Here is a 25,400-nt window from a genome sequence, read left to right as displayed (position 1 = left end):
AAGGTGTCGCCGAAGGCGACGGATGAGGGGTGCTCCAGCTTGGCGATGACGGCGATCCGGCCAACACCCCTCATCCGTCTCGGCGCTGCGCGCCGATCCACCTTCTCCCACAAGGGGAGAAGGAAAGGCCTCCGCCCCCACCCTCAAGTAATCACGCTCGGCTTGTTGCGGCCGGTGTGGCTCTTGATGCCGGCGATGTCGTCGGCGGCGGCGATGAGATCGGCGAGCGCTTCCTGCGTGTCGAGGTCGTGCCTTGCCTTGTCCGGCTCGTAGCGCTCGATATAGAGGCGCAGCGTCGCCCCTGACGTGCCGGTGCCGGAGAGGCGCAGCACAACGCGCGAGCCGCCCTCGAACAGGATCCGGATGCCCTGGTGCTCGCTCACCGAGCCGTCGACCGGATCGCGATAGGCAAAATCGTCGGCCTTGGCGATCTTGAGGCCGCGCACGGTCGTGCCGGGCAGCGAGCCGAGCTTGGCGCGTAGCTCGTCGACCAGCGCGTTGGCGCGATCGCTCTCGACCTCCTCATAGTCGTGGCGCGAATAATAGTTGCGCCCGTAGGTCTCCCAGTGTCCGGTTACGATGTCCTTGCAGCTCTCGCCGCGCGCAGCGAGGATGTTGAGCCACAGAAGCACGGCCCACAGCCCATCCTTCTCGCGCACATGGTTGGAGCCGGTGCCGGCGCTTTCCTCGCCGCAGATGGTCGCCATGCCGGCATCGAGCAGATTGCCGAAAAACTTCCAGCCGGTCGGCGTCTCGTAAATGTCGATGCCGAGCTTTTCGGCGACGCGATCGGCGGCGCCGCTGGTCGGCATGGAGCGGGCAATGCCCTTCAAGCCGTCCTTATAGCCCGGCGCCAGCTTGGCATTGGCGGCAAGCATCGCCACCGAGTCCGACGGCGTGACGAAGATGCCTCTGCCGATGATCAGATTGCGGTCGCCGTCGCCGTCGGAAGCCGCGCCGAAATCCGGCGCGTCGGGCCCCATCATCTCGTCATAGAGGTGCTTTGCGTGCACCAGATTCGGGTCCGGGTGGTGGCCGCCGAAATCGGGCAGCGGCCTGAAGTTGCGGCAGGTGCCGTCCGGCGCGCCGAGCCGGCGTTCGAGGATCTCCTTGGCATAGGGTCCGGTCACCGCGTGCATGGCGTCGAAGCGCATGCGGAAGCCCGATTTGAAGAGCTTGCGCAGCGCCTCGAAATCGAACAGGCTTTCCATCAGCTCGGCGTAGTCCTTGACCGGATCGAATATCTCCACGGTCATGTCGCCGGCCTTGACCGTGCCGATCGTGTCGATGTCGATCTCGCCGATATCGGCGATCTTGAAGCTCTTGATTTCCTTCGACTTGGCGAAGATCGCGTCGGTGATCTTCTCCGGCGCCGGGCCGCCATTGCCGGCATTGTACTTGATGCCGAAATCCTCATGCGGGCCGCCGGGATTGTGGCTGGCCGACAGGATGATGCCGCCGAAGGTCTTGTATTTGCGGATGATGTTGGAGGCGGCCGGCGTCGACAGAATCCCGCCCTGCCCGACCATCACCTTGCCGAAGCCGTTGCCGGCGGCAATCGCGATCGCCTTCTGGATGACCTCGCGGTTGTAGAAGCGGCCGTCGCCGCCGATCACCAGCGTCTTGCCCTGAAAACCGTCCAGCGCATCGAAGATCGACTGGATGAAGTTCTCGGCGTAGTGCTCCTGCTGGAACACCGGCACCTTTTTCCGCAGGCCGGAGGTGCCTGGCTTCTGGTCGGTATAGGGTTTGGTGGGGACGGTTTCGATCATGTCTCAGGCAGCCCTTTTTGAAAGCAGCAAGCGATAGAGTTCGACGTATTTTTCGGCGCTCTTGTCCCAGGAGACATCGGCCTTCATGCCCTGGCGCTGGATCGAGGCCCAGGTCGCGGGCCGCGCATGCTGCTCGACCAGCCGCTGGATGGCATGGAGCATCGCGGCACCATTGTTGGGCGCGAACTGGAAGCCGGTGGCGACGCCGGCCGACAAGGCGGCCTCGTTGGCGTCGATGATGGTGTCGGCCAGACCGCCCGTCCTGGCGACGACCGGCACGCAGCCATAGCGCAGGCCGTAGAGCTGGGTCAGCCCGCAGGGCTCGAAGCGCGAGGGGATGATGATGGCGTCGCAGCCGCCTTGCATGACGTGCGAAAGGTCTTCGTCGTAACCGACGATGACGCCGACGCGGCCGCGATGGCGGGCGGCGGCGGCAAGCAGCGTGCCTTCGAGGCCGGCGTCACCGGAGCCGAGGATCGCCAGCCGCGCGCCGGCGGCGACGATGCCGTCGACGACCGCGGCCAGGATGTCCATGCCCTTCTGCCAGGTCAGCCGGCTGATGACGCAGACGATCGGGCTGCCATCCGCTTCCAGGCCGAAGCGCTCTTCGACCGCCTTGCGGTTCTTGCCGCGCGCCGCAAGCGTCTCGGCCGAATAATTGGCGACCAGATGCTTGTCGGTCTGCGGGTTCCAGATGTCGACGTCAATGCCGTTGACGATGCCGTAGAGATCGGTGGAGCGCATGTTGATCAGCCCGTCGAGACCCATGCCGAATTCGGGCAAGCGGATTTCCTGCGCATAGGTCGGGCTGACCGTGGTGATGGCCCAGGCGGCTTGCAGGCCGGCCTTGAGAAAGCCGACGCCGCCATAATATTCGACGCCGTCGAGCTGCATCGCCACGCTCGGCAGGCCGAGCTCGCCGAAAATGCCGGCGCCGAACTGACCCTGGAAGGCGAGGTTGTGCACGGTGATCAGCGACGGCACGCCGACTGCCTTGCCATAGCGCATATAGGCAAGCGTCATCGCCGACTGCCAGTCATGGGCATGCACGATGTCGGGCTGGTAACCGGAGATCGCGCCGCCGGCAATGTCGCCGCCGGCCTGGCTGAGCGCGGCGAAGCGGCGCCAGTTGTCCGGCCAGTCGGCGCCGGAGGCGGTGCCGTAAGGGCCGCCCTGGCGATCGAAAAGATGTGGCGCGTCCAAAACGAAGAGATCGAGGTCGCCGATCTTGACGGCATGGATCGAAGCCTTGGCGCCCTGCAGCAGCGGATATTGGTAGACCGCCTTCTTCTTGGCGAAGGCCGCCATCACCACGGGATAGCCGGGAACCAGCGTGCGCATCGCCACGCCCTTGCCGGCAAGCGCGATCGGCAAGGCGCCGGCGACGTCGGCAAGCCCGCCGGTCTTGATCAGCGGGAAGATTTCGGGCGTGACCGACAGAACCTGCATGCGCTCCACATTCCGATCTCAAGATGCCAGGTCAAAGTGACAACCTGTTGATCCAGTCGTCAGCTTGCTGATCGACCCTGTCAGCTCGCTGATAGACCCGACAGTCTGCCGATCAACCTTATCAGGCTGACAACTTGTTGACCGACCCTAAGTGGTCGACAGCTTGTTGATCATGTCCTGCGTGATCAGGCAGATGCCCTTCTCCGATACGCGAAAACGCTTGGCGTCGAGCGCGGGGTCCTCGCCGACAACCAGTCCTTCCGGGATGTGGACGCCGTGATCGATGACGACGCGCTTGAGGCTCGCGTTGCGGCCGACCTGGACGTCGGGCAGCATCACCACTTCCTCGAGCTTGGAATAGGAATTGATGCGCGCGCCGGTGAAGATCAGGCTGCGGCGCAGCGAGGCGCCAGAAACGATGCAGTCGCCGGAGACAAGCGAGGAGATCGCCTCGCCGCGGCGACCGTCCTCGTCATGCACGAACTTTGCCGGCGGCTTCAACTCGGCATAGGTCCAGATCGGCCAGTCGCGGTCGTAGAGGTCGAGCTCGGGCGTGATATCGGTGAGGTCGATATTGGCTTCCCAATAGGCGTCCACCGTTCCGACGTCGCGCCAATAGGGTTCGGCCTCGTGCGAGGAACGCACGCAGGATTTTGCGAAGCGGTGGGCGATCGCCTTGCCGTGCTGGACGATGTAAGGGATGATGTCCTTGCCGAAGTCCCGGCTGGAGCCGGGCTCGGCGGCGTCGCGGCGCAGCTGCTCCATCAGGAACTTGGTCTTGAAGACATAGATGCCCATCGACGCCAAAGCGAATTCCGGCTTGTCCGGAATGCCGGGCGGATCGGCCGGCTTTTCGACGAAAGCGATGATGTTGTCCTTCTTGTCGACATGCATGACGCCGAAGCCGGTCGCCTCCATGCGCGGCACTTCCAGGCAGCCGACGGTGACGTCGGCGCCGGCGTCGACATGCTGGCGCAGCATCAGTTCGTAATCCATCTTGTAGATGTGGTCGCCGGCGAGGATGACCATGTATTCGGGACCGTAGGCCTCGATGATGTCGATGTTCTGGTAGACGGCGTCGGCCGTGCCTTCATACCACTGCGTTTCCGAGACGCGCTGCGATGCAGGCAGGATGTCGAAGCTTTCGTTTCGCTCGGGCCGCAGGAAGTTCCAGCCGCGCTGCAGGTGGCGGATCAGCGAGTGCGCCTTGTACTGGGTGGCGACGCCGAGGCGGCGGATGCCGGAGTTGAGCGCATTGGAGAGGGCGAAATCGATGATGCGCGTCTTGCCGCCGAAATAGACCGCCGGCTTGGCGCGCCGGTCGGTCAGCTCCCTGAGGCGGCTGCCGCGGCCGCCGGCCAACACATAGGCCATGGCATCGCGTGCCAGCGGCTGGGTTCTTCTGATCTCTGCCATTCTGTTACCCTCCCAAACAAGCTGCCCGGACTGTTGCAAGAGCAGGATGAGACATCATCTGCTTCAATCCGTGACGAATTCCAGCATGATCGTCGACAGCGGCGGCAAAAGCATCGTCGCCGATACGCCGCCTCCTTCCCCGCTTGCCTCGACCATGCCGCTATTGCCCATGCCGGAGCCGCCATAGACCTCGGCGTCCGTATTGATGATCTCGCGCCATTTTCCCGCCTTTGGCAGCGGCACGCGATAGTTCTCGCGCGGCACCGGCGTGAAATTGGAGATGACGGCTATCGAATTGCCGTCCGGCGCGCTGCGCAGCCAGGCGAAGACCGAATTGTCGCGGTCGTCGACGATCAGCCAGGAGAAGCCCTCCGGCTCGCAGTCGCGCGCATGCAGCGCCGGGCGCGAACGGTAGAGATAGTTCAGGTCGCGCACCGTCTGCCAGACGCCGCGATGCGGCGCGAATTCGAGCAGGTCCCAGTCGAGCGCGCGTTCCTCGCTCCACTCGCGGCGCTGGGCGAATTCTTGGCCCATGAACAAGAGCTTCTTGCCGGGATAGCCCCACATGAAGGCGTAATAGGCGCGCAGCGTGGCGAACTTCTGCCAGTCGTCGCCTGCCATCTTGTGGAGCAGCGTGCCTTTGCCGTGCACGACCTCGTCATGCGAAAGCGGCAGCACGAAATTTTCGGAGAAGGCGTAGACCAGGCCGAAGGTGATGTCGTTGTGATGGTGCTTGCGGAAGATGGGCTCCTTGGAGAGATACTCCAGCGTGTCGTGCATGAAGCCCATGTTCCACTTGAAGCCGAAGCCGAGGCCGCCTTCATGCACGGGACGCGACACTTTCGGCCATGAGGTCGATTCCTCGGCGATCGTCATCACGCCGGGGTGGTGGCCGTAGACCTCCTTGTTCATCTTCTGCAGGAAGCTGACGGCCTGCAGGTTCTCGCGCCCGCCCTTCTCGTTGGGGATCCACTCGCCGGCCTTGCGCGAATAATCGAGGTAGAGCATCGAGGCGACCGCGTCGACGCGCAAGCCGTCGACATGGTATTTCTCGGCCCAGAACAGCGCGTTGTTGACGAGGAACGATACCACCTCGCGGCGGCCGAAATTGTAGATGGCGGTGTTCCAGTCGGGATGGAAGCCCTGGCGCGGATCGGCATGCTCGTAGAGCGCCGTGCCGTCGAATTTCACCAGCCCGTGCTCGTCGACCGGGAAATGCGCCGGCACCCAGTCGAGGATGACGCCGACGCCGGCGCGATGCGCGCCATCGACGAAACGGGCGAAGCCGTCGGGGTCGCCGAAGCGGGCTGTCGGCGCATAAAGCCCGGTGGTCTGGTAGCCCCAGGATGGGTCGTAGGGGTGCTCCGAGATCGGCAGGAACTCGATATGGGTGAAGCCGGTGTCGACCACGTAGGGGATCAGCCGCGCGGCGAGCTCATCCCAGGAGAGGAATGTGCCGTCGTCGCGGAGCTGCCAGGAGCCGGCATGGACCTCGTAGATCGAGATCGCCTCGCGCCGGGGATCGGCCTTGCGCCAATAGCCGCGATGCGCCTCGTCGCCCCATTGATGCGCCATGGGCGGCGCCGTCACCGAGGCGGTCGCCGGCCGCAGTTCCGATTCGAAGGCGAACGGATCGGCCTTGAGCGGCAGGCGCACCCCGTCGGGGCCGATGATCTCGAACTTATAGGGCCGGCCCGCGCCGAGATCGGGAATGAACAATTCCCAGATGCCGGTGTCCTTGCGGTCGCGCATCGTGTGCCGGCGACCATCCCAATCGTTGAAGGCGCCGACCACGGAGACGCGCCGCGCATTGGGCGCCCAGACGGCGAAATGGACGCCGGTGGCGCCCTCATGATCGATGATGTGGGCGCCGAGCTTGTCGAACAGCCGTAAGTGCGAACCCTCGGCCATGTAATAGTCGTCCATCGGACCGAGCACCGGGCCGAAGGAATAGGGATCGGTCAGCCACCAATCGCCGCCGGCATTCCTGGCGTGATAGCGCAGCGGCTGGCGCTTGCGGATCGAGACCTTGCCCTCGAAGAAGCCGGCATCGTCGCTGCGGGAAAGCTCGCCGACCTCCTTGCCGGTCAGCGTGTAGGCGGTGACGAATTCGGCATTGGGCACGAAGCAGCGGGCAATGAAGCCCTTGCCGGCTTCATGCACGCCCAGGACCGCGAAAGGATCGCCATGCGTTCCGGCGACAATCGCCGCGACATCGCCGGCTGGCGCCAGTCCGTCCGGCCCGCTTGTCGCAGCGGTCGCGCGCGGCTTCCTCATCAAACGGTCGCCCTCCCCGGGCACCTTGTTCTGGCGCATGCCTCGCTCCGGCACGCGCCGTTCTTTGTCTTGGTGCATGTCGTGGTCCCAAAACCGCTACGCACTTTTGGGCGACATGCATCTGGCCACATTCTTTGTGGCTCATGCAATCATATCAGACGGGCACGTTCCAGATGTCTTTCGCATATTGGCGGATTGTGCGATCGGACGAGAACCAGCCGACGCGGGCGACGTTGCGGATGGCGCGCGCGTACCAGTCGGGGCTGTTGCGCCACACGGCGTCGACCTCGCGCTGGCAGGCGGCGTAGGAATCGAAGTCGGCCGCCACCATGAACCAGTCGCTTTGGTAGAGCCCGTTCATCAGGTCGCGATAGCGGTCGGGATCGTCGGGTGAGAAGACGCCGGAGGAAATGGCCGATACCGCCTGCGACAGCTCGGACGAGGTCTCGATCACGCCGCGCGGATTGTAGCCGTTGTTGCGCCGCTCGGCGACCTCCGCGGTGGTGAGGCCGAAGATGAATATGTTGTCGTCGCCGACATGTTCCTTGATCTCGACATTGGCGCCGTCGAGTGTGCCGATGGTCAAGGCGCCGTTCAGCGCGAACTTCATGTTGCCGGTGCCCGAAGCTTCCATGCCGGCGGTCGAAATCTGCTCGGAGAGATCGGCGGCCGGCATCAGCACCTCGGCCAGGCTGACATTGTAGTTCGGCACGAACACCACCTTCAGCAGGCCGCGCACCGACGGATCGCCATTGATGACCTTCGCGACGTCGTTGGCCAGCTTGATGATCAGTTTGGCGTTGTGATAGCTGGGCGCCGCCTTGCCGCCGAAGATCTTGACGCGCGGCATCCAGTCCCGTTCCGGATGCGAGCGGATCTGATCGTACAGCGCGATCGCTTCCAGTATGTTGAGCAGCTGGCGCTTGTATTCGTGGATGCGCTTGACCTGGATGTCGAACAGCGCTGACGGATCGATCCTGATGCCGAGCCGGTCGGCGACGAGATTGGCGAGCCGCGCCTTGTTCTGCCGCTTCACACCGGCGAATTTCTCACGGAAAGCCGCGTCATCGGCGAGCGGATCGAGATCCTTGATCGCCTCGATGTCGTCCATGAAGCGGTCGCCGATCGCCTCGCGGGCAAGCGAGGTCAGGCCGGGATTGCACTGGATCAGCCAGCGCCTGGGCGTGATGCCGTTGGTCTTGTTGTTGATGCGATCGGGATAGAGCTTGTGGAGATCGGCGAACACCGTCTCCTTCATCAGCTCGGTGTGCAGCGCCGAGACGCCGTTGATCGAATGCGAGCCGACAAAGGCCAGATTGCCCATGCGCACGCGGCGGTCGCCATTTTCCTGGATCAGCGAGATGCGGGCGATCTGATCGCCCGAGAACTGGTTGGTGGCGCGGGCCTCGAGCAGCACCTGCGCATTGATGGCGTAAACGATCTGCATGTGGCGAGGCAGCAGACGCTCGAACAGCGGCACCGGCCAGCTTTCAAGCGCTTCGGGCAACAGCGTGTGGTTGGTGTAGCCGAAGGTGCGCTTGGTGATGTCCCAGGCCTGGTCGAAGTCCATGCCGTGGACGTCCATCAGCAGCCGCATCAGCTCCGGCACGGCGACCGCGGGATGGGTGTCGTTCAAGTGGATCGCCGCCTTGTCGGGCAGCGATTTCAGGTCGCCATACTGGCTCAAATGCCGCTGCACGATGTCCTGCAACGAGGCAGTGGAGAAGAAATATTCCTGCCGCAGCCTCAGCTCCTGGCCGGCCATGTGGGAATCGGCAGGATAAAGCACGCGCGACAGCGCGTCGGCCTTGTTGCTCTCGGCCAGCGCGCCGATGTGGTCGCCCGCATTGAACTTGTCGAGCAGGATCGGGTCGATCGGCATGCCGGACCAGAGTCTCAGCGTGTTGACGCGCCTGGCGCGCCAGCCGGCCACCGGCGTGTCGTAGGCGACGGCCAACACATGCTCGGTCGGCTTCCAGACGTGGCGTTCGAGCCGGCCGTCCTTCGAGGTGATCGATTCCACCGAGCCGCCGAAGCCGACCTCGAAGGAACGCTCGCGCCGTTCGAACTCCCAGGGATTGCCGTGATCGAGCCAGGTCTCCGGCAATTCGACCTGCCAGCCGCCGTGGATTTCCTGGCGGAACATGCCGTTGGCGTAGCGGATGCCGTAGCCATGGGCGGGGATGTCGACGGTCGCCATGCTTTCCATGAAGCAGGCGGCAAGACGGCCAAGGCCGCCATTGCCTAGTGCTGCGTCCGGCTCGAGCCCCGCGATCAGGTCGAGGTCGACGCCGAGCGAGGACAGCGCCTCGCGCATGTTCTCCATCAGGCCGAGATTGGAGAAGGCGTCGCGCATCAGGCGCCCGATCAGGAATTCGAGCGAAAGGTAATAGACGCGCTTTTCCTGCTGGTCGTAAGCCTCCTTGGTCGCCTGCATCCATTGATCGACGATGCGGTCGCGCACCACCTTGATCGAAGCGGTCAGCCAGTCATAGGGCGTGGCGACGGTTGTGTCCTTGCCGACCCGGTATTTGAGCGACATCAAGACTTCTTCGGCGAGCGTCTTGGGGTCGGGATTGTCGAGAACAGGGACTTCGATCGTCATGGCGGATGTCATGCTGCCTCTCGTTCAACTGGCCTGATCATAGCGGCTTTCACCGTTCCTCCCAGCCCATCTTAGTGCGTTGCAGCATAGGTTCAATCGATTTACTCAACCGACCCATCAGCCCGCCTGCGGCAACAGGGACATGTCGTGGGGATCAAGCCGCCAGCGCGTCCTCCGGCGGCTTCTTGGCGCCGGTCATCAGCGCCACCGCATCCGACATGGAAATCTGCTTAGGATCGACGACGCAGAGACGCCTTCCAAGCCGATGGATGTGGATGCGGTCCGCCACCTCGAAGACATGCGGCATGTTGTGCGAGATCAAAACGATCGGCAGGCCACGCTTCTTGACGTCCAGGATCAGCTCAAGCACGCGGCGGCTTTCCTTCACGCCAAGGGCGGCCGTCGGCTCGTCCATGATCACCACTTTCGAGCCGAAGGCGGCAGCACGCGCCACCGCCACGCCCTGGCGCTGGCCGCCCGAAAGCGTCTCCACCGCCTGGCTGATGTTCTGGATGGTCATCAGGCCGAGCTCCGTGAGCTTGTCGCGAGCACGCTTCTCCATCGCCGGACGGTCGAGCATGCGCAGCCAACTGCCAAGCGGACCTGGCTTGCGGATCTCGCGGCCGAGAAACATGTTGTCGGCGATCGACAGCGCCGGCGATAGGGCGAGGTTCTGGTAGACGGTTTCGATGCCGGCTTCCCGGGCCTCCATCGGCGACTTGAAGGCAACTGGCTTGCCCTCAAGCCGGATTTCGCCTTCGTCGGGCACCGCCGCGCCGGAGATCGCCTTGATCAGCGATGATTTGCCCGCGCCGTTGTCGCCGATGACTGCGAGGATTTCGCCCGGATAGAGGTCGAAATCGGCATTGTCGAGGGCGGTAACGCGGCCATAGCGCTTGATCAGGCCGCGCGCTGTGAGAATGGGCTCCTGGGTCATGACTATGCCGAAACCTTTCTGATCCATTGATCGATCGCCACGGCGCCGATGATCAGCACGCCGGTGAGCAGCACCTTCCATTGCGGATCGGCGCCCAGCATGTTGAGGCCCATCGAGACGACGCCGACGATCATGGCGCCGAACAGCGTGCCGAGGATCGAGCCGCGCCCGCCGAACAGCGAGATGCCGCCAATCACCGTCGCGGTGATGGCCTGCAGATTGTAGTCGGTGACAGCGGCCGACGGCGAGACCGAGCCGTTGCGGCCGATCGAGACCCAAGCCGCGAAAGCGGCGATCAGCCCGGCAAGGGCATAGACCGTCATCAGCACTTTCTTGGTCTGAATGCCCGACAGTTTCGCAGCCTCCTGATCGTCGCCGACGGCGTAGACATGGCGGCCCCATGCGGTGTGGTTGAGCACGTACCACAGGAGGATCACCAGCAGGACCATGGCAATGACGCCAAGCGTCAGCACGGCAGAGCCGACCCTGAAGCTCACCGCGAACAGGTGCAGCAGCGGCGCCTGGACGTCGACGTCGGTGTCGCGGATCGTCTCATTGGCCGAGTAGATGAAATTCGTGGCCATGACGATGTTCCAGGTGCCGAGCGTGACGATGAAGGGCGGCAGCTTCATGTAGGCGACCAGGAGGCCATTGAGCAGTCCGCAGGCGCCGCCGGCGGCAAGCCCAATCGCCACGGCGAGAATGGCCGGCATGCCATAGGTCACCGCGCAATTGCCCATGATCACCGCCGAAATCACCATGATCACGCCGATGGAGAGATCGATGCCCGCGGTCAGGATGACCAATGTCTGCGCGGCACCGAGAATGCCGACGATGGCGATCTGCTGCAGGATCAGCGTCAGCGTGTAGGACGAAAAGAAACGTCCGCCGATGGCGATGCCGAAGATGATGACCGACAGAACCAGCACGATCAGCGGCACCGCCGCCGGCGTTGAGTGCAGGAAGTGCTGGGCGCGCTTGACGGCCGATTTGTGCTCGTCGAAGGCGGCGACGCTGGTGTCGCTTCCCGTAAGTACTTTCTCGAATTCCTGTATCTGAGACATATGTCCTCCCGTCTGCATACGGCCTCTCATTGCCGCACACGCCGTCGACGCCTATTCCGGTCTTGTCGCCAGGATTGTCGCGCTTTGACGAAAGCGCATCGTCCACCCGATGCGGCCGGGGATCAAGCCCCCAGCCGCACGGTTCGTGGACCTCTCAGAGCATCAGCCCCAGCACTTGGCCAGGCCTTCCTTGGTGTCGATCGACTTGACGCCATTGGCCGGCTTGTCGGTGACAAGGTTGACGCCAGTGTCGAAGAAGTTCTTGCCTTCGGTCGGCTTGGGCTTGGTGCCGTCCTTGGCGAAGGCGGCGATCGCCTCGATGCCGAGCGCCGCCATCTGCAGCGGATATTGCTGCGAGGTGGCGCCGATGACGCCTTCGGTGACCGACTTCACGCCCGGGCAGCCACCGTCGACCGAGACGATCAGCACCTGCTTCTCGAGGCCGACGGCCTTGAGCGCCTGATAGGCGCCGACAGCGGCCGGCTCGTTGATGGTGTGGATGACGTTGATGGTGTTGTCCTTCTGCAGAAGGTTCTCCATCGCCTTGCGGCCGCCCTCTTCGTTGCCGTTCGTCACGTCATGGCCGACGATGCGCGGATCGGTTTCGTCTCCGATCTTGTTGGGGTCCTTCACGTCGATGCCGTAGCCCATCATGAAACCCTGGTCGCGCAGGACGTCGACGGTCGGCTGGGAGGGGGTCAGGTCGAGGAAGCCGATCTTGGCGTCCTTGGCCTTGTCGCCAAGCGTAGCGGCCGCCCAGGCGCCGATCAGCTTGCCGGCTTCGAGATTGTCCGTTGCGAAAGTGGCGTCGGCGGCGTCGATCGGATCGAGCGGCGTGTCGAGAGCGATCACCAGCAGGCCGGCGTCACGCGCCTTCTTCACCGTCGGCACGATGCCCTTGGTATCGGAAGCCGTGATCAGGATACCCTTGGCGCCGTCGGCGATGCAGCTTTCGATCGCCGCGACCTGGCTCTCGCTGTCGCCGTCGATCTTGCCGGCATAGGTCTTGAGGTCAACGCCGAGTTCCTTGGCCTTGGCGGTCGCACCCTCCTTCATCTTGACGAAGAAGGGATTGGTGTCGGTCTTGGTGATGAGGCAGGCGCCGACGCCCGCGGCCGACGCGGACGAGGCGAACGCGAGCAGGCCCAGCCCGGCCGCCGCGAATACGGTGGATTTCAGCAGCGATTTCTTGGTCACGATTTCCTCCCAGTGGAACCATTCCGGACGCCGGCCAACCCGACGCCTCAAACGCATCCAACCATTTCTCCCAGCGTGGACGCCAGATCAAAAGACACCAGTCCGCAACGGCTGTCAATAATTAAATCACTCTTATTTATTATTGACAGCCTTGCGCTGTTCACCCATTCTGAACGAAAAGCATCGAGGGGAAACAGACGGGAGGAAACAGGGTGGAGACCGGCATTGCGAGGCACGGTTCGCCCGAGGCTTTGGAGAGCCGGCTGCACCGCGGCACCAACCAGAGCGGCATGCGCGACCACAATGAGCGGCTCGTGCTGTCCCTGGTGCGCCAGCATGGCAGCCTGGCCAAATCCGACATTGCGCGCATGACCGGGCTGTCGGCCCAGACGGTGTCGGTGATCATGCGCGAGCTCGAGGAAGACAAGCTGCTTGTGCGCCAGGCGCCGCTGCGCGGCAAGATCGGCCAACCTTCGATTCCGATGGCGCTCAATCCGGAAGGCGCTTTTTTCATCGGCCTCAAGATCGGCAGGCGCTCGGCCGAACTCGTGCTGATCGACTTCCTCGGCAATGTGCGCGCCATGCTGCAGCATTCCTACCGCTATCCCGCACCGCGCGAGACCGTCGAATTCGTCACCGCCGGCATCAAGACGATGCGCGGCGAACTGACGCCGGCGCAGGACAAGCGCATTGCCGGGCTCGGCATCGCCATGCCGTTCGAGCTATGGAACTGGGCAGATACCGCCGGCGCGCCGCGCGAGATCATGGACGAATGGCGCCATCGCGACATCCGCGCCGACATCCAGGGGCAGTGCGAGTTCCCGGTTTACCTGCAGAACGATGCGACTTCGGCTTGCGGCGCGGAGCTCGTCTTCGGACGAGCGGGCGCAGCGCGCGATTTCGTCTATTTCTACATCGGCGCCTTCGCCGGCGGTGGCATCGTGCTCAATGGCCGCCTCTACAGCGGGCCGAACGGCAACGCCGGCGCGCTGGGCTCGATGCCGGTGCCCGGACCGGACGGCAAGCCAACGCAGCTCATCGACGTCGCCTCGATCGCGATGCTGGAAAAGGCGCTCTCCGCCAAGGGCATCGACGGCTCCTATCTGTGGACCTCGCCGCAGGAATGGGGCGAAATCGGCGCCGATCTCGACGAGTGGATCGCCAGCGCCTCGCGGGCGCTGGCCTATGCCATTGTCGCTGCCTCGTCGGTCATCGATTTCGAAGCGGCGGTTATCGACGGCTGGATGCCACTCGATGTGCGGCGTCGGCTGGTCGATGCCGTGACGGAAGCGATCGCCCGCGTCGATGCCGAAGGACTGAAACTGCCTGTCGTGCGCGAGGGAACGGTCGGCATTCACGCACGCGCCATGGGCGGCGCCAGCCTGCCGCTGTCTGAGCGCTTCCTGATCGGGCCTCACACGTCCGGAGGCGCCTGACATGCTGATCGGCATCCCGTCGCTGCTCGGGCCCCAGTTCCTGGCGACGCTCAGGGCAATGGGCCATGGCGACGAGATCGCGATCGTCGACGGCAATTATCCGGCCGAGGAACAGGCGCGGCGGCTGATTCGCGCCGACGGCCATCACGTCATAGCCGTGCTCGACGCCGTGCTCAGCGTGCTGCCGGTGGACGAGGCTGTGCCGGAGGCATTGTTTCGTGCCTCGGTGAAGGGCGACCCGGCGCTGGCCGACGCCGTGCATCATGAGATGGAATCGGTTTGCGCCAGGCGTGCGCCGGGCCACAAGGTGGTTGCGCTGGCCGGGCCCGACTTCTATGCACGCGTCAAGGCGGCGCACGCCATCGTTGCGACCAGCGAACCCAGGCTCTTTGCCAACATCATCATTCGCAAGGGCGTGATCCATCCGCCGGAGACCAAGACGACATGATCCTTTGCTGTGGCGAAGCCCTGATCGACATGCTGCCGCGCACCACGACGCAAGGCGAAGCGGCCTTCGCGCCCTATGTCGGCGGCGCGGTGTTCAACTCGGCGATCGCGCTCGGCCGGCTCGGCGCTCCGGCCGGCTTCTTCTCCGGCCTCTCCTCCGACCTGTTCGGCGGCCAGTTCCGCGAGGCGCTCGGCGCAAGCAAGGTGAGCTCCACCTATGCGCACACCTCGCCGCGTCCGACGACACTCGCCTTCGTGCGGCTCACCAACGGCCAGGCGACCTACACCTTTTATGACGAGAACACCGCCGGGCGCATGCTGACCATCGAGGACCTGCCGAAGCTCGGGCCCGAGATCGAGGCGATGCTGTTCGGCGCCATCAGCCTGATCTCCGAGCCGGCGGGATCGGCCTATGAGGAATTCATGCGGCGCGAGCACCGGAGTCGGGTGATGATGCTCGACCCCAACATCCGGCCGAATTTCATCCCCGACAAGGCGAAGCATCTGAGGCGTATCCGCGAGATGATGGCGATGGCCGACATCGTGAAACTCTCCGACGAGGATCTCAAATGGTTCGATGAGGCCGGCTCACATGAGGATGTGGTGCGCAACTGGCTGGAGCGCGGGCCGAAGCTGATCGTCGTCACCCATGGCAGCGAAGGCGCCGTCGGGTACAGCAAGGCGCACAAGGTCACCGTCATGCCGCAGAAAGTGAAGGTCATCGACACGGTCGGCGCAGGCGACACCTTCAACGCCGGCATTCTGGCCTCCCTGCACGAGCAGGGCCTGCTCACCAAAGCGGCGATCGGCGACCTGCCGGAAGATGCGATCCGCAAGGCGCTGGAGCTCGGCGCTAAGGCGGCGGCGGTGACGGTTTCGCGGGCCGGCGCCAACCCGCCCTGGCGGCACGAAATCGCCTGATCCAGCGTGGGAGCGGATGCGAATCCGCCCTTCGCGGCCGATCACTTTATGTTTCCCACCGGTGCAACGACGCGATGGGAGGGCCCGGAAAACGCCTCTCGCGGCTCGGATTTCCGGGTTTTTCAGGCATTGCGCCAGCAAAATCGGCAACAAGCTGCGACACCTGAGCAATTTGCGCCGGCCGCCACCGGCTTTCTCAGCCGGTTCAAGTCTGTTACCAGCGGGCCGGTTTTACAGGCAGTTTCGAGGGCGACATGCAGTTCATCGATCTTGGCGCGCAGCGCGAACGTATCCGCGACCGGCTGAAGGCCGCGATCGACCACGTCGTCGAGGACGGCCGTTATATCCTCGGGCCGCAGGTCACGGAATTCGAGAACAAGCTTGCCGCCTATATCGGCGTCAAGCATGTGATCGCCTGCGCCAACGGCACCGACGCGCTGCTCCTGCCGCTGTTTGCCGCCGGCATCGGCCCGGGCGATGCCGTGTTCGTGCCGAGCTTCACCTTCGCAGCCACCGCCGAGGTGGTGGCGCTCGCCAAGGCCGAGCCGGTCTTCGTCGACGTCGACCGCGACACTTATAACATCGACATCGCCAGCCTCGAGGCGGCGATCGAGATGATCAAGAAGGAAGGTAGGCTGAAGCCGAAGGCGATCATCCCGGTCGATCTGTTCGGGCTCTCCGCGAATTACGAGGCGATCATGGCGATCGCCAAGCGCGAGAACCTGTTGGTGATCGAGGACGCTGCGCAGTCGATGGGCGGTTCCGCCGACGGCACCATGTGCGGCGCCTTCGGCCATGTCGGCTCGACCAGCTTTTATCCGGCGAAGCCGCTTGGCTGCTACGGCGATGGCGGCGCGATGTTCACCAACGATGCTGCGCTGGCCGACAAGCTCCGTTCCTTCGCCTTCCACGGCAAGGGCGAGACGCAATATGACAATGTCCGCGTCGGCATCAATTCGCGCCTCGACACGCTGCAGGCGGCGATCCTGATCGAAAAGCTCGCCATCCTCGAGGATGAGATGGTGGCCAGGCAGGTGGTCGCGGACCGCTATGCCAAGGGCCTTGGCGACATCGTCAAGGCCTCACGCAATCTCGGCCACGGCCGCTCGGCCTGGGCGCAGTACGCCATCGAGACGCCGAAGCGCGACGGGCTCAAGGCCCATCTCGGCGAAAAGGGCATCCCGTCGGTGATCTATTATGTGAAGCCGCTGCACGAGCAGGTCGCCTACAAGCACTATCCGCGGACACCGACCGGCCTTGCGGTCTCGGAGCAATTGCCGAAGCAGATCCTCTGCCTGCCGATGCATGCCTATTTGAGCGAGGCCGATCAGGACCGCATCATCGAGACGATCCGCAATTACATCGGCTCGAACTCGGCGCATGTCGCGGCGGCCTGATCTCCCTCAGTGTCACTCAAGGCGACAGAGGGTCGCCATCGCATAGGACTCACAGCCGCGGTTTCTTCACGCTCAGATGGGGTACCGGTGCATATCTCGGGATGCGAATGTGGCGCTATCAGAATCGGGGATGCTCGCGGATCAAGCGGGCGGATGTTCCTCATTGATTAGAAAGGCCAAGCCTGAATGCGGCCGCACTGCATCAGCCGCAGCGTACATGCTCTGCGGTCTTTCTTTGTCAGCCTGACCGGCGCCTCGATCGCCGCCATGTTCGCCAACGGGCTTGCCCGTCCGGCAGTTTACATTCCGCCCTTTCCCTTTTGCATACGATGCCACGGCGAAGTGATTGATGCCGGGAACAAATTAGCAGTCCGAAAGTTCGCGAGAACGGCGAACCGGGAGAAGGAGTAACCGCTGCCGTCCCCGGTTCGTTGAAGGCCGACTTTCGTTCCAGGATGCCCTGCACATGAAGATTGCCCAGATCGCACCCCTGACTGAGTCCGTGCCACCCAAGTTCTATGGCGGGACCGAGCGCATCGTTTCCTATTTAACGGAAGAGTTGGTTCGAAGGGGCCATGACGTGACTTTGTTCGCCAGCGGCGATTCACGTACTTCGGCCGAACTGGTGGCATGTTGCGATGTTGCGCTACGCCTGAATCAGAAAGCTCAGAATCCCATTCCTTACCACGTCATGATGCTTGAAGAGGTTCGCAGACGGGCGAATGAATTCGACGTGCTGCATTTCCACGTCGACGTTCTCCATTTCCCGATAATTCGAGAGTTCGCGCAGCGAACCGTTACCACGCTTCATGGCCGGCTCGACCTTCCAGACCTGGCGCAGCTTTACGCGATGTTCAACGACATTCCACTGGTCTCGATCTCGGATGACCAGCGCCGGCCCATGCCGCCGGTCAACTGGCTTGGAACGGTCTATCACGGCCTGCCGAACGATATCCTCCCATTCCGGCCGAAAGCCTCTGGATACCTCGCGTTCCTCGGTCGCATCTCACCCGAAAAGGGCCCGGAAGCCGCGATAGAAATCGCCGCGCGCGTCGGGATGCCGCTCAAGATCGCGGCCAAAATCGACGCAGTGGACCGATCATTCTGGAGCGGTAAGGTCGAACCCCAGGTGCTTCGACATTCGAATGTCGAGTTCATTGGCGAGATTGATGAGCGTGCGAAGGCGGAATTTTTGGGCAATGCGACGGCGCTGCTGTTCCCGATCGATTGGCCGGAGCCGTTCGGCCTCGTGACCATCGAGGCGATGGCCTGCGGCACCCCGGTGGTTGCCTTCAACCGCGGAGCCGTTCCGGAGGTCATCGATCATGGCGTGTCCGGACTGATAGTGGAAAGCATTGACGAAGCCGTCGAAGCTGTGCGGCGGATAGGCAGTCTCGATCGCGCACGAGTGCGGAAAACTTTTGAAACGCGATTCACGGTCGGGCGCATGTGCAGCGACTATTTGGGGATCTACAGCTTGCTGGCGTGCGACGAGCAATTTCCACTCGGCCCGCGAAACGGTTTCGCCGCAAACGCAGCTGAGATAGCCAGCACTGCTTAAGACAAGTTGTCGGCTAGGCTGCCGGGTTCCCGCCGCGTTCGATCAGGTCGAGCAGCGGAAGCTTCGCCGAACATCCGCCAAGATTTCAATGACGCTCTCCGAGATCATGGGCATCGCAGCATTGATGCGAGATACTGTTGATAGGAGATGGTCGGGCGCAGGCATATGCGATGAGCGCCAGCATCGGCCGTCTGAACAGGAGGGTTGAGATGAGCATCGAAGTCGAAGAACGCAAGCTTAATCCAGCGGTCGCTCTCCCCGCACTCGATGAATCGGCCCCGCGCGAGCCGCATAGGCAATTTGCGCTGAAGCATGAGGACTGCTTCGTCGTCGCGGACAGCTATGGCGACATACGCGGCAGCGGCGACGGGCTTTTCCGCGATGATACGCGAGTGCTGTCGCGTTTCCGGCTGTTCATAGGCGGCCGCATGCCGTCGCTGCTCGGAGCGTCGCTGTCGCAGGACAACATCCTATTCACCGCCAATCTCACAAATTTGGCTACCATCGGGCCCGACGGCAGTGAAACGCTGCCTGGGGTCGTGCACATCGAGCGGACCAGATTCATCTGGCACGACCGCATGTACGAGCGAGTCACTTTCACGAATTACTCCGCGCGTGAGGTGTTGCTGCCGGTCCGGTTCGACTTCGATGCCGATTTCCGTGACATGTTCGAGGTGCGCGGCACTACGCGCAGCCGGCGCGGTCGCGCACATGACGCCTTGGTCGGCGAGTCAGGCGTGACATTTTGCTACGAGGGCCTCGATAATGTGGCGCGCCAATCCGTCATCGCGTTTTCGATGAGGCCCGACCAGATCCATCCCCATCATGCAGAGTTTCTCATTCTGGTGGGGAGGCACGACAGAAAGGCGCTGTATCTGGAAGTCGGTCAGAACGAAGAAATCCCGTCCAGTGATCGGTTCCGCGCCGCCGCGGCGCGAGCGCGATTTGCAATGCGCTCAAAGCGTCGACAGGGCGCCACTGTTTTCAGCTCCGGCCGCGTGTTCAATGACTGGCTCACGCGCACACGTGCCGACATCGCCCTGCTGACCACCGATCTGGAGACCGGGCCATATCCGTATGCCGGTATTCCCTGGTTTTCGACTGCCTTCGGCCGCGACGGCGTCATTTCCGCCTTGCAAATGCTGTGGCTCAACCCCGAGCTTGCCCGCGGCGTGCTGGCGTTCCTTGGCCGCTATCAATCGACGGAGACCTCTGTGTTCGACGATGCCGAGCCCGGCAAGATCATGCATGAAACGCGCAAAGGGGAAATGGCTATACTGCGCGAGCTGCCGTTCGGCCGCTATTATGGCGGCGTCGACACCACTCCGCTCTATGTCTACCTGGCTTGGTCCTACGCCGATCGTACGGGCGATGACGAGTTCGTCGATCGCATGTGGGATTCGCTGTGCGCAGCAATCGCGTGGATGGAGGAAGTCGGTGCCCGCAACAGCGACGGTTTCGTGACCTATAATAGGGCGGCGGACACGGGTCTCTTCAACCAGGGCTGGAAGGACAGCGCCGACGCTATCTTCCATGCCGACGGCAAAATACCTCGCGGTCCGATCGCACTGGTCGAGGTGCAAGGCTACGTCTTCGCAGCCTATCAAGGCATGGCCGCCTTGGCAGCCAAACGCGGAGACGCCGCCAAGGCGGAGCACTGGAGCGCCATGGCAGAAAAAATACGCAGCGCAGTGGAGGCCCGGTTCTGGATGCCGGACCGCAATTTTTACGCTTTGGCAATCGATGGAGAAGGCAGGCAATGCGCGGTGCGCGCCTCCAACGCGGGTCACCTGCTCTATGTAGGGCTGCCCTCGGCAGAACGGGCGAAATCAATTGCCGAGCAGTTGCTGTCGGGGCATCTGCACAGCGGTTGGGGCGTTCGCACCTTGGCCGACGATGAGATTCCGTTCAATCCGATGTCTTATCATAACGGCTCGATCTGGCCGCATGACACGGCGATCTGTGCCGCCGGGCTAGCCCGCTACCAGGAGCGCACCAGCGTCGTGAAGCTTATGAGCAGCATGTTCGAGGCGGCGGTCCGGTTCAATATGCGGCTTCCGGAGCTATTCTGCGGCTTTACGCGGGCGATCGGGGATGCGCCGATCGCCTATCCCGTCGCCTGTCTGCCGCAGGCATGGTCGGCCGGTTCCGCGTTCATGATGCTGCAGGCCTGCCTGGGGATCCGCATCGATGGTTGGAAGCGCGAGATCAATGTCGAACGCCCACGGTTGCCGATAGGCATCGACAACATCGTCATCCGGCACTTAACCGTGGGCGAGGCGAAGGTCGACCTCAATTTCCAGCGCGTCGGTGACCGGGTCGTCTGCTATCTCGGCGAGCGGCACGAGGGCCTAGTGCCGCTGGTCGTTCGCTCTTAGCAACCGGGACAGCAGGGCCTGCTATCGATGCTCACTGTAGCATCCAGGTGCTGCTGGTGATGTCTCGCAGGCTCCCCTTGAACTGAGAAGAGCTGCTTCCAATCTTTTCTCTTGTCTCCAGCCGGTCGTGCAGGTGTTCGAATTTAGCGGTGCATCTGCGGAAATGACCAACGGGGTCAGTTGTTGAAGGGAGGTCACTATGGAAAGTGATGCTTTCAAGCAGTCAGTTTTCGTAGGGGAGAATGGCTACATCCAAAAGATCGACTGCGTGATGGATGCCATTGAGTTTTTGGAAGAATGGCCTGTGGAGAGACGCGGCCTGCTTCACGCGGCGGCCTGCGAGGCGTGCTACTCGGCCTATGACGGTCGGAAACCAGTCGAGGCCGCGCACAAGGCCTTTACGACTTGGGCCCGCAAGGTTGGCGTCATCGAGGACGTGCCCACAGCACCGCCGTGGATGACTGGGCCAAAGATCAGCAACGCAGACCTCTTGTAAGGGGTGCGAAAGGCCTCCTCGTCAGGCGCAGCTTGCGACGAATCGCGCCGGAGCGAAACGCAAACCTGGGCGCCGATCCCCTTCTGACCTGCCGGCCCTCCCCCCTCAAGCGGCGAGGCTACGCGCCCTTCCCTCGCGCAATGAAATGCGGATTGGCGAAATCGCCGTCGCTAGCCTGGTTGCGCTTGCCGTAGACGAGCGGCTGGCCGTCCAGCGTGCGCGTCATGCCGCCGGCGGCGCGCAGCACTGCGTCGCCGGCGGCCGTGTCCCATTCCATGGTGCGGCCGAAGCGCGGATAGACGTCGGCTTCCGCCGCGGCGAGCAGGCAGAATTTCAATGACGAGCCGATCGAGACGATCTCCGCGGCGCCGAGATCGCGGATGAATTCCTCGGTTTCCGGCGTGTTGTGCGAGCGGCTGGCGACGACGGCGAGCGGCGTGCCCCCTGCCCGCACCGTGATCGGCCGGCGGCCGGCGATGCGATAGTCGGCATCGACCTCCAGCGCCTCGGCCTTGCCGGGTCGCCCGGAGAAAAAGCGTCCCGTGCACGGCGCGAAAACGACGCCGACTTCCGGCACGCCGTGGCGGACCAGCGCGATGTTGACGGTGAAATCGGTGCGGCGGTTGACGAATTCCTTGGTGCCGTCGAGCGGATCGATCAGGAAGAAGGCGCCGTCGAGATCGGGCGTTGCAATTCCCGCTGCGACCTCCTCCTCGGCCACGCAGGGGATGTCCGGATAGGCGGCGCGCAGGCCGGCCAGGATGATCTTCTCGCTTTCGCGGTCGGCTTCCGTTACCGGCGAAGAATCGGCCTTGCTGTCGACGGCGCAGCCTTCATGGAAGACGCGCATCACCACGCGCCCGGCCTCGAGCGCCAGGCGCTCGAAGACGCCGAGCATCGCCTCGTCAGATACCGCCGCCATTGTCATACTGCTCCTCGGCAATGTCGCGCTCGGTCAGCCAGTGTTCCAAGGCTTCCGCCATCTCCTGCGGGCTCCTGCCCAGAGTCTTCAGGTGTATTTCCGGGTTCTCCGGCGCCTCATAGGGGGAATCGACGCCGGTGAAATTCTTGATCTCGCCGCTCAAGGCGCGCGCGTAGAGACCCTTTGGATCGCGGCGGGCGCATTCCTCGAACGGGGTGTCGACGAACACCTCGACGAACTCGCCCTCGGCCATCAGTTCGCGCGCCATGCGCCGTTCGGCGCTGAAGGGCGAGATGAAGGAGACGATGACGATCAAGCCGGCATCGGCCATCAGCTTGGCCACCTCGGCGACGCGGCGGATGTTTTCCACACGATCGGCGTCGGTGAAGCCGAGATCGCGGTTGAGGCCGTGGCGGACATTGTCGCCGTCGAGGATGTAGGTGTGGCGGCCGGACGCGAACAGCTTCTTCTCGAACAAATTGGCGATGGTCGACTTGCCTGAGCCGGAGAGTCCGGTGAACCAGAACACGGCCGGGCGCTGGTTCTTCAGGTCGGAGCGGCCGCGCTTGCCGACATCGAGCGACTGCCAGTGGATGTTTTCGGCACGGCGCAGCGAATGCAGGATCATGCCGGCGCCGACGGTGGCGTTGGTGATGCGGTCGATCAGGATGAAGGCGCCGGTGGTGCGGTTCTCGGCGAAGGGATCGAAAGCGATCGGCGCGCGCGTCGACAGGTTGCAGACGCCGACCTCGTTGATGTCGAGCGACTTCGCCGCCTCATGCGCGAAATCGTTGACGTTGACGCGGTATTTCAGGTCGGTGACGGTCGCGCTCACCTGGTCGGTTTCGGTGCGCAGGATGTAGGAGCGGCCGGGCAGCAGCGCCTGCTCGTCGAACCAGACGATGTTTGCGGCGAACTGGTCGGCGACCTGCGGACGCGCGGCCGGCGACACCAGCATATTGCCGCGCGACACCTCCACTTCGTCCTCGAGGACGAGCGTGATCGCCTGGCCAGCGACCGCCTGCTCGAGGTCGCCGCCTTGCGCGACGATGCGCTTGACCCGGGACGCCTTGCCGGATTTCGCGACGACGACCTCGTCTCCTTCAGAGACGGTGCCCGAGGCGATGGTGCCGGCAAAGCCGCGGAAATCGAGGTTCGGACGGTTCACATACTGGACGGGGAAGCGAAACGGCAGCTCGACGGCGGCCTCGTCGACAGACACGGTTTCCAGATGCTCGATCAGCGACGGCCCGGAATACCAGGACGTGCGCTCCGAGCGGCTGGTGACGTTGTCGCCAAAGCGCGCCGACATCGGGATCGGCGCGACGCTCATGAAGCCCAGTTCCTTGGCGAATTCGCCGTAGTCGGCGACGATCCGGTCGAACACGGTCTTGTCGAAGTCGACGAGGTCGATCTTGTTGACCGCAAGCACGATATGCCGGATGCCGAGCAGCGAGGCGATGATGGAGTGACGCCGGGTCTGGCGAAGCACGCCCTGGCGCGCATCGATCAGCACGATCGCGAGATCGGCTGTCGAGGCGCCGGTCGCCATGTTGCGCGTGTACTGCTCATGACCGGGCGTGTCGGCGACGATGAACTTGCGCTTCGGCGTGGCGAAGAAGCGGTAAGCGACATCGATGGTGATGCCTTGCTCGCGCTCAGCCTCCAGCCCGTCGACCAGCAGCGCGAAGTCGATGTCGTCGCCGGTGGTGCCGTGCTTGCGCGAATCCTTTTCGAGCGCGGCGAGCTGGTCCTCGAATATCTGCTTGGTGTCGGAGAGCAGCCGGCCGATCAGCGTCGACTTGCCGTCGTCGACCGAGCCGCAGGTGAGAAAGCGCAGCAGTGACTTCTTCTCCTGCGCGGCCATGTAGTCGCGGATCGAATCGGTCGGGGCGAGGCTCTTGGCCATCATGTGGCGCATTATCAGAAATACCCTTCGCGCTTCTTCTTTTCCATGGAGCCTGCCTCGTCGCGGTCGATAAGGCGGCCCTGGCGCTCGGAGGTGCGTGCGGTCAGCATCTCGCCGACGATGGCTTCCAGCGTGTCGGCATCCGACTCGATCGCGCCGGTCAGCGGATAGCAGCCCAGCGTGCGGAAGCGCACCAGGCGGTTCTCGACCGCCTCGCCGGGATGCAGTTGCATGCGGTCGTCATCCTTCATGATGAGCATGCCGTCGCGCTCGACCACCGGCCGCTCTTTGGCGAAATAGAGCGGCACGATCGGGATGTTCTCCTGCAGGATGTACTGCCAGATATCGAGCTCAGTCCAGTTGGACAGCGGAAAGACGCGGATCGATTCGCCCGGCGCGATGCGGGTGTTGAAGATCTTCCACATTTCCGGCCGCTGGTTCTTCGGGTCCCACGCATGCTGGGCGTTGCGGAAGGAAAAGATGCGCTCCTTGGCGCGCGACTTCTCCTCGTCGCGACGGGCGCCGCCGAACGCCGCGTCGAAGCCATATTTGTCGAGCGCCTGGCGCAGCGCCACCGTCTTCATGACATGGGTGTGGGTGTTGGAACCATGGTCGAAGGGATTGATGCCGTCGCGCACGCCGTCCTCGTTGACGTGGACCAAAAGGTCGAAGCCTAGCTTCTGCGCCATCTGATCGCGAAAGGCGATCATCTCGCGGAATTTCCAGGTGGTGTCGACATGCAGGAACGGGAAAGGCGGCTTGGCCGGATAGAAGGCCTTCATCGCCAGATGCATCAGCACCGAGGAATCCTTGCCGACCGAATAGAGCATCACCGGCTTGGAGAAAGACGCCGCGACCTCGCGGAAGATGTGGATGGATTCGGCCTCGAGCCGCTGCAGATGCGTGAGCGCGATATTCATGGAGCGTCGAGCGTTCTCTCGTGCCGTGGAGCGGAAATCTTGCATCGCAGGGGCAATCCGATGCCGCCCAGGCGCAGATTTCACTTCGGACAAACTGTTTCGTGCGGGCGTTCTAACAGATCGGCGCCGCCGATAACAATGCAAGACCCACACGGCGCGCGGTGATTGGAGAACGAATTTTCCAAGCAAGGCCGGCAAAGCGGAAAATCCTGCCGGAGTCATTGAAAACGCCGAGCGGGGAAAAGCCGTGGTGTCCAGACAGCTCCCGATCCTGACCGGACCAGGGGATTTCTGTC

The 25,400-nt window shown here is 63.3% G+C and carries 18 protein-coding genes; 7 read left to right on the top strand and 11 right to left on the bottom strand.

Annotation, left to right across the window (positions count from 1 at the left end; all coding sequences use genetic code 11):
- Positions 1-143 precede the first annotated feature (143 nt).
- From LB538_RS05805 to LB538_RS05770, 8 genes are all read right to left on the bottom strand, one after another.
- Complete coding sequence (locus LB538_RS05805; protein ID WP_224530012.1) at positions 144-1,772, bottom strand: alpha-D-glucose phosphate-specific phosphoglucomutase; 1,629 nt, start codon at positions 1,770-1,772, stop codon at positions 144-146.
- Positions 1,773-1,775: 3 nt separating this feature from the next.
- Positions 1,776-3,221 (bottom strand): glycogen synthase GlgA, encoded by a 1,446-nt coding sequence (gene glgA / locus LB538_RS05800; RefSeq protein ID WP_224530014.1) that lies wholly within the window; start codon positions 3,219-3,221, stop codon positions 1,776-1,778.
- A 147-nt stretch (positions 3,222-3,368) separates the two neighbouring features.
- On the bottom strand, positions 3,369-4,637 hold the full coding sequence (glgC, locus tag LB538_RS05795) for a glucose-1-phosphate adenylyltransferase (protein WP_095766832.1): 1,269 nt from the start codon (positions 4,635-4,637) through the stop codon (positions 3,369-3,371).
- A gap of 63 nt (positions 4,638-4,700) precedes the next feature.
- Entirely contained in the window at positions 4,701-6,914 is a 2,214-nt protein-coding gene (glgB, locus tag LB538_RS05790; RefSeq protein ID WP_224530037.1) for a 1,4-alpha-glucan branching protein GlgB, read from the bottom strand.
- A 154-nt stretch (positions 6,915-7,068) separates the two neighbouring features.
- Positions 7,069-9,531: a glycogen/starch/alpha-glucan phosphorylase gene (locus LB538_RS05785; RefSeq protein ID WP_224530019.1), complete on the bottom strand. Its 2,463-nt coding sequence runs from the start codon at positions 9,529-9,531 to the stop codon at positions 7,069-7,071.
- Between the two features lie 142 nt (positions 9,532-9,673).
- Positions 9,674-10,456, bottom strand: a complete 783-nt coding sequence (locus tag LB538_RS05780) for an ATP-binding cassette domain-containing protein (protein WP_176477005.1) — start codon at positions 10,454-10,456, stop codon at positions 9,674-9,676.
- 2 nt (positions 10,457-10,458) lie between these two features.
- Positions 10,459-11,520: an ABC transporter permease gene (locus tag LB538_RS05775; RefSeq protein ID WP_140541596.1), complete on the bottom strand. Its 1,062-nt coding sequence runs from the start codon at positions 11,518-11,520 to the stop codon at positions 10,459-10,461.
- 162 nt (positions 11,521-11,682) lie between these two features.
- Positions 11,683-12,717: a sugar ABC transporter substrate-binding protein gene (locus tag LB538_RS05770; RefSeq protein WP_095767162.1), complete on the bottom strand. Its 1,035-nt coding sequence runs from the start codon at positions 12,715-12,717 to the stop codon at positions 11,683-11,685.
- A gap of 212 nt (positions 12,718-12,929) precedes the next feature.
- Between LB538_RS05770 and LB538_RS05765 the strand changes: the two genes are divergently transcribed.
- The 7 genes from LB538_RS05765 to LB538_RS05735 all read left to right on the top strand — a co-directional run bounded on the left by LB538_RS05765 (position 12,930) and on the right by LB538_RS05735 (position 21,353).
- Positions 12,930-14,153 (top strand): ROK family transcriptional regulator, encoded by a 1,224-nt coding sequence (locus tag LB538_RS05765; RefSeq protein ID WP_140845712.1) that lies wholly within the window; start codon positions 12,930-12,932, stop codon positions 14,151-14,153.
- A 1-nt stretch (position 14,154) separates the two neighbouring features.
- A complete protein-coding gene (locus LB538_RS05760) occupies positions 14,155-14,601 on the top strand; it encodes an RbsD/FucU family protein (protein WP_095766828.1) in 447 nt (148 codons plus the stop codon).
- The gene (locus tag LB538_RS05755) at positions 14,598-15,521 is read left to right on the top strand and encodes a carbohydrate kinase family protein (protein WP_224530021.1); all 924 of its coding nucleotides are present in this window, start codon (positions 14,598-14,600) and stop codon (positions 15,519-15,521) included. The genes LB538_RS05760 and LB538_RS05755 overlap by 4 nt, the downstream gene beginning before the upstream one ends.
- A gap of 254 nt (positions 15,522-15,775) precedes the next feature.
- The gene (locus LB538_RS05750) at positions 15,776-16,918 is read left to right on the top strand and encodes a DegT/DnrJ/EryC1/StrS family aminotransferase (RefSeq protein WP_224530024.1); all 1,143 of its coding nucleotides are present in this window, start codon (positions 15,776-15,778) and stop codon (positions 16,916-16,918) included.
- Positions 16,919-17,384: 466 nt separating this feature from the next.
- Positions 17,385-18,479 (top strand): glycosyltransferase family 4 protein, encoded by a 1,095-nt coding sequence (locus LB538_RS05745; protein WP_224551493.1) that lies wholly within the window; start codon positions 17,385-17,387, stop codon positions 18,477-18,479.
- A gap of 209 nt (positions 18,480-18,688) precedes the next feature.
- The gene (locus tag LB538_RS05740) at positions 18,689-20,857 is read left to right on the top strand and encodes an amylo-alpha-1,6-glucosidase (RefSeq protein WP_224551491.1); all 2,169 of its coding nucleotides are present in this window, start codon (positions 18,689-18,691) and stop codon (positions 20,855-20,857) included.
- A 199-nt stretch (positions 20,858-21,056) separates the two neighbouring features.
- Positions 21,057-21,353, top strand: coding sequence for a DUF982 domain-containing protein (locus LB538_RS05735; protein ID WP_140846230.1), 297 nt, complete (start codon positions 21,057-21,059; stop codon positions 21,351-21,353).
- A 118-nt stretch (positions 21,354-21,471) separates the two neighbouring features.
- Here LB538_RS05735 and cysQ read toward each other — a convergent pair whose 3' ends face one another.
- Genes cysQ through cysD form a run of 3 tightly spaced genes read right to left on the bottom strand, consistent with a single transcriptional unit; the run spans position 21,472 to position 25,104 of the window.
- Complete coding sequence (gene cysQ / locus LB538_RS05730) at positions 21,472-22,251, bottom strand: 3'(2'),5'-bisphosphate nucleotidase CysQ (protein ID WP_224526676.1); 780 nt, start codon at positions 22,249-22,251, stop codon at positions 21,472-21,474.
- Positions 22,252-22,258: 7 nt separating this feature from the next.
- Entirely contained in the window at positions 22,259-24,196 is a 1,938-nt protein-coding gene (gene cysN / locus LB538_RS05725) for a sulfate adenylyltransferase subunit CysN (RefSeq protein WP_224526250.1), read from the bottom strand.
- Positions 24,197-24,198: 2 nt separating this feature from the next.
- Positions 24,199-25,104: a sulfate adenylyltransferase subunit CysD gene (gene cysD / locus LB538_RS05720; RefSeq protein ID WP_224707448.1), complete on the bottom strand. Its 906-nt coding sequence runs from the start codon at positions 25,102-25,104 to the stop codon at positions 24,199-24,201.
- Between the last annotated feature and the right edge of the window lie 296 nt (positions 25,105-25,400).

It is taken from the genome of Mesorhizobium sp. Ca11 (assembly GCF_020165275.1).
GTDB lineage: Bacteria > Pseudomonadota > Alphaproteobacteria > Rhizobiales > Rhizobiaceae > Mesorhizobium.
Note: the sequence above shows the minus strand (reverse complement) of the source record. Positions and strands in the feature narration are given on the sequence as shown.

Coding starts and splice junctions, on each gene's coding strand:
- LB538_RS05805 (WP_224530012.1), bottom strand. CDS start 1,772: ATGATCGAAACCGTCCCCACCAAACCCTATACCGACCAGAAGCCAGGC.
- glgA (WP_224530014.1), bottom strand. CDS start 3,221: ATGCAGGTTCTGTCGGTCACGCCCGAAATCTTCCCGCTGATCAAGACC.
- glgC (WP_095766832.1), bottom strand. CDS start 4,637: ATGGCAGAGATCAGAAGAACCCAGCCGCTGGCACGCGATGCCATGGCC.
- glgB (WP_224530037.1), bottom strand. CDS start 6,914: ATGAGGAAGCCGCGCGCGACCGCTGCGACAAGCGGGCCGGACGGACTG.
- LB538_RS05785 (WP_224530019.1), bottom strand. CDS start 9,531: ATGACATCCGCCATGACGATCGAAGTCCCTGTTCTCGACAATCCCGAC.
- LB538_RS05780 (WP_176477005.1), bottom strand. CDS start 10,456: ATGACCCAGGAGCCCATTCTCACAGCGCGCGGCCTGATCAAGCGCTAT.
- LB538_RS05775 (WP_140541596.1), bottom strand. CDS start 11,520: ATGTCTCAGATACAGGAATTCGAGAAAGTACTTACGGGAAGCGACACC.
- LB538_RS05760 (WP_095766828.1), top strand. CDS start 14,155: ATGCTGATCGGCATCCCGTCGCTGCTCGGGCCCCAGTTCCTGGCGACG.
- LB538_RS05755 (WP_224530021.1), top strand. CDS start 14,598: ATGATCCTTTGCTGTGGCGAAGCCCTGATCGACATGCTGCCGCGCACC.
- LB538_RS05750 (WP_224530024.1), top strand. CDS start 15,776: ATGCAGTTCATCGATCTTGGCGCGCAGCGCGAACGTATCCGCGACCGG.
- LB538_RS05745 (WP_224551493.1), top strand. CDS start 17,385: ATGAAGATTGCCCAGATCGCACCCCTGACTGAGTCCGTGCCACCCAAG.
- LB538_RS05740 (WP_224551491.1), top strand. CDS start 18,689: ATGAGCATCGAAGTCGAAGAACGCAAGCTTAATCCAGCGGTCGCTCTC.
- LB538_RS05735 (WP_140846230.1), top strand. CDS start 21,057: ATGGAAAGTGATGCTTTCAAGCAGTCAGTTTTCGTAGGGGAGAATGGC.
- cysQ (WP_224526676.1), bottom strand. CDS start 22,251: ATGCTCGGCGTCTTCGAGCGCCTGGCGCTCGAGGCCGGGCGCGTGGTG.
- cysN (WP_224526250.1), bottom strand. CDS start 24,196: ATGCGCCACATGATGGCCAAGAGCCTCGCCCCGACCGATTCGATCCGC.
- cysD (WP_224707448.1), bottom strand. CDS start 25,104: ATGAATATCGCGCTCACGCATCTGCAGCGGCTCGAGGCCGAATCCATC.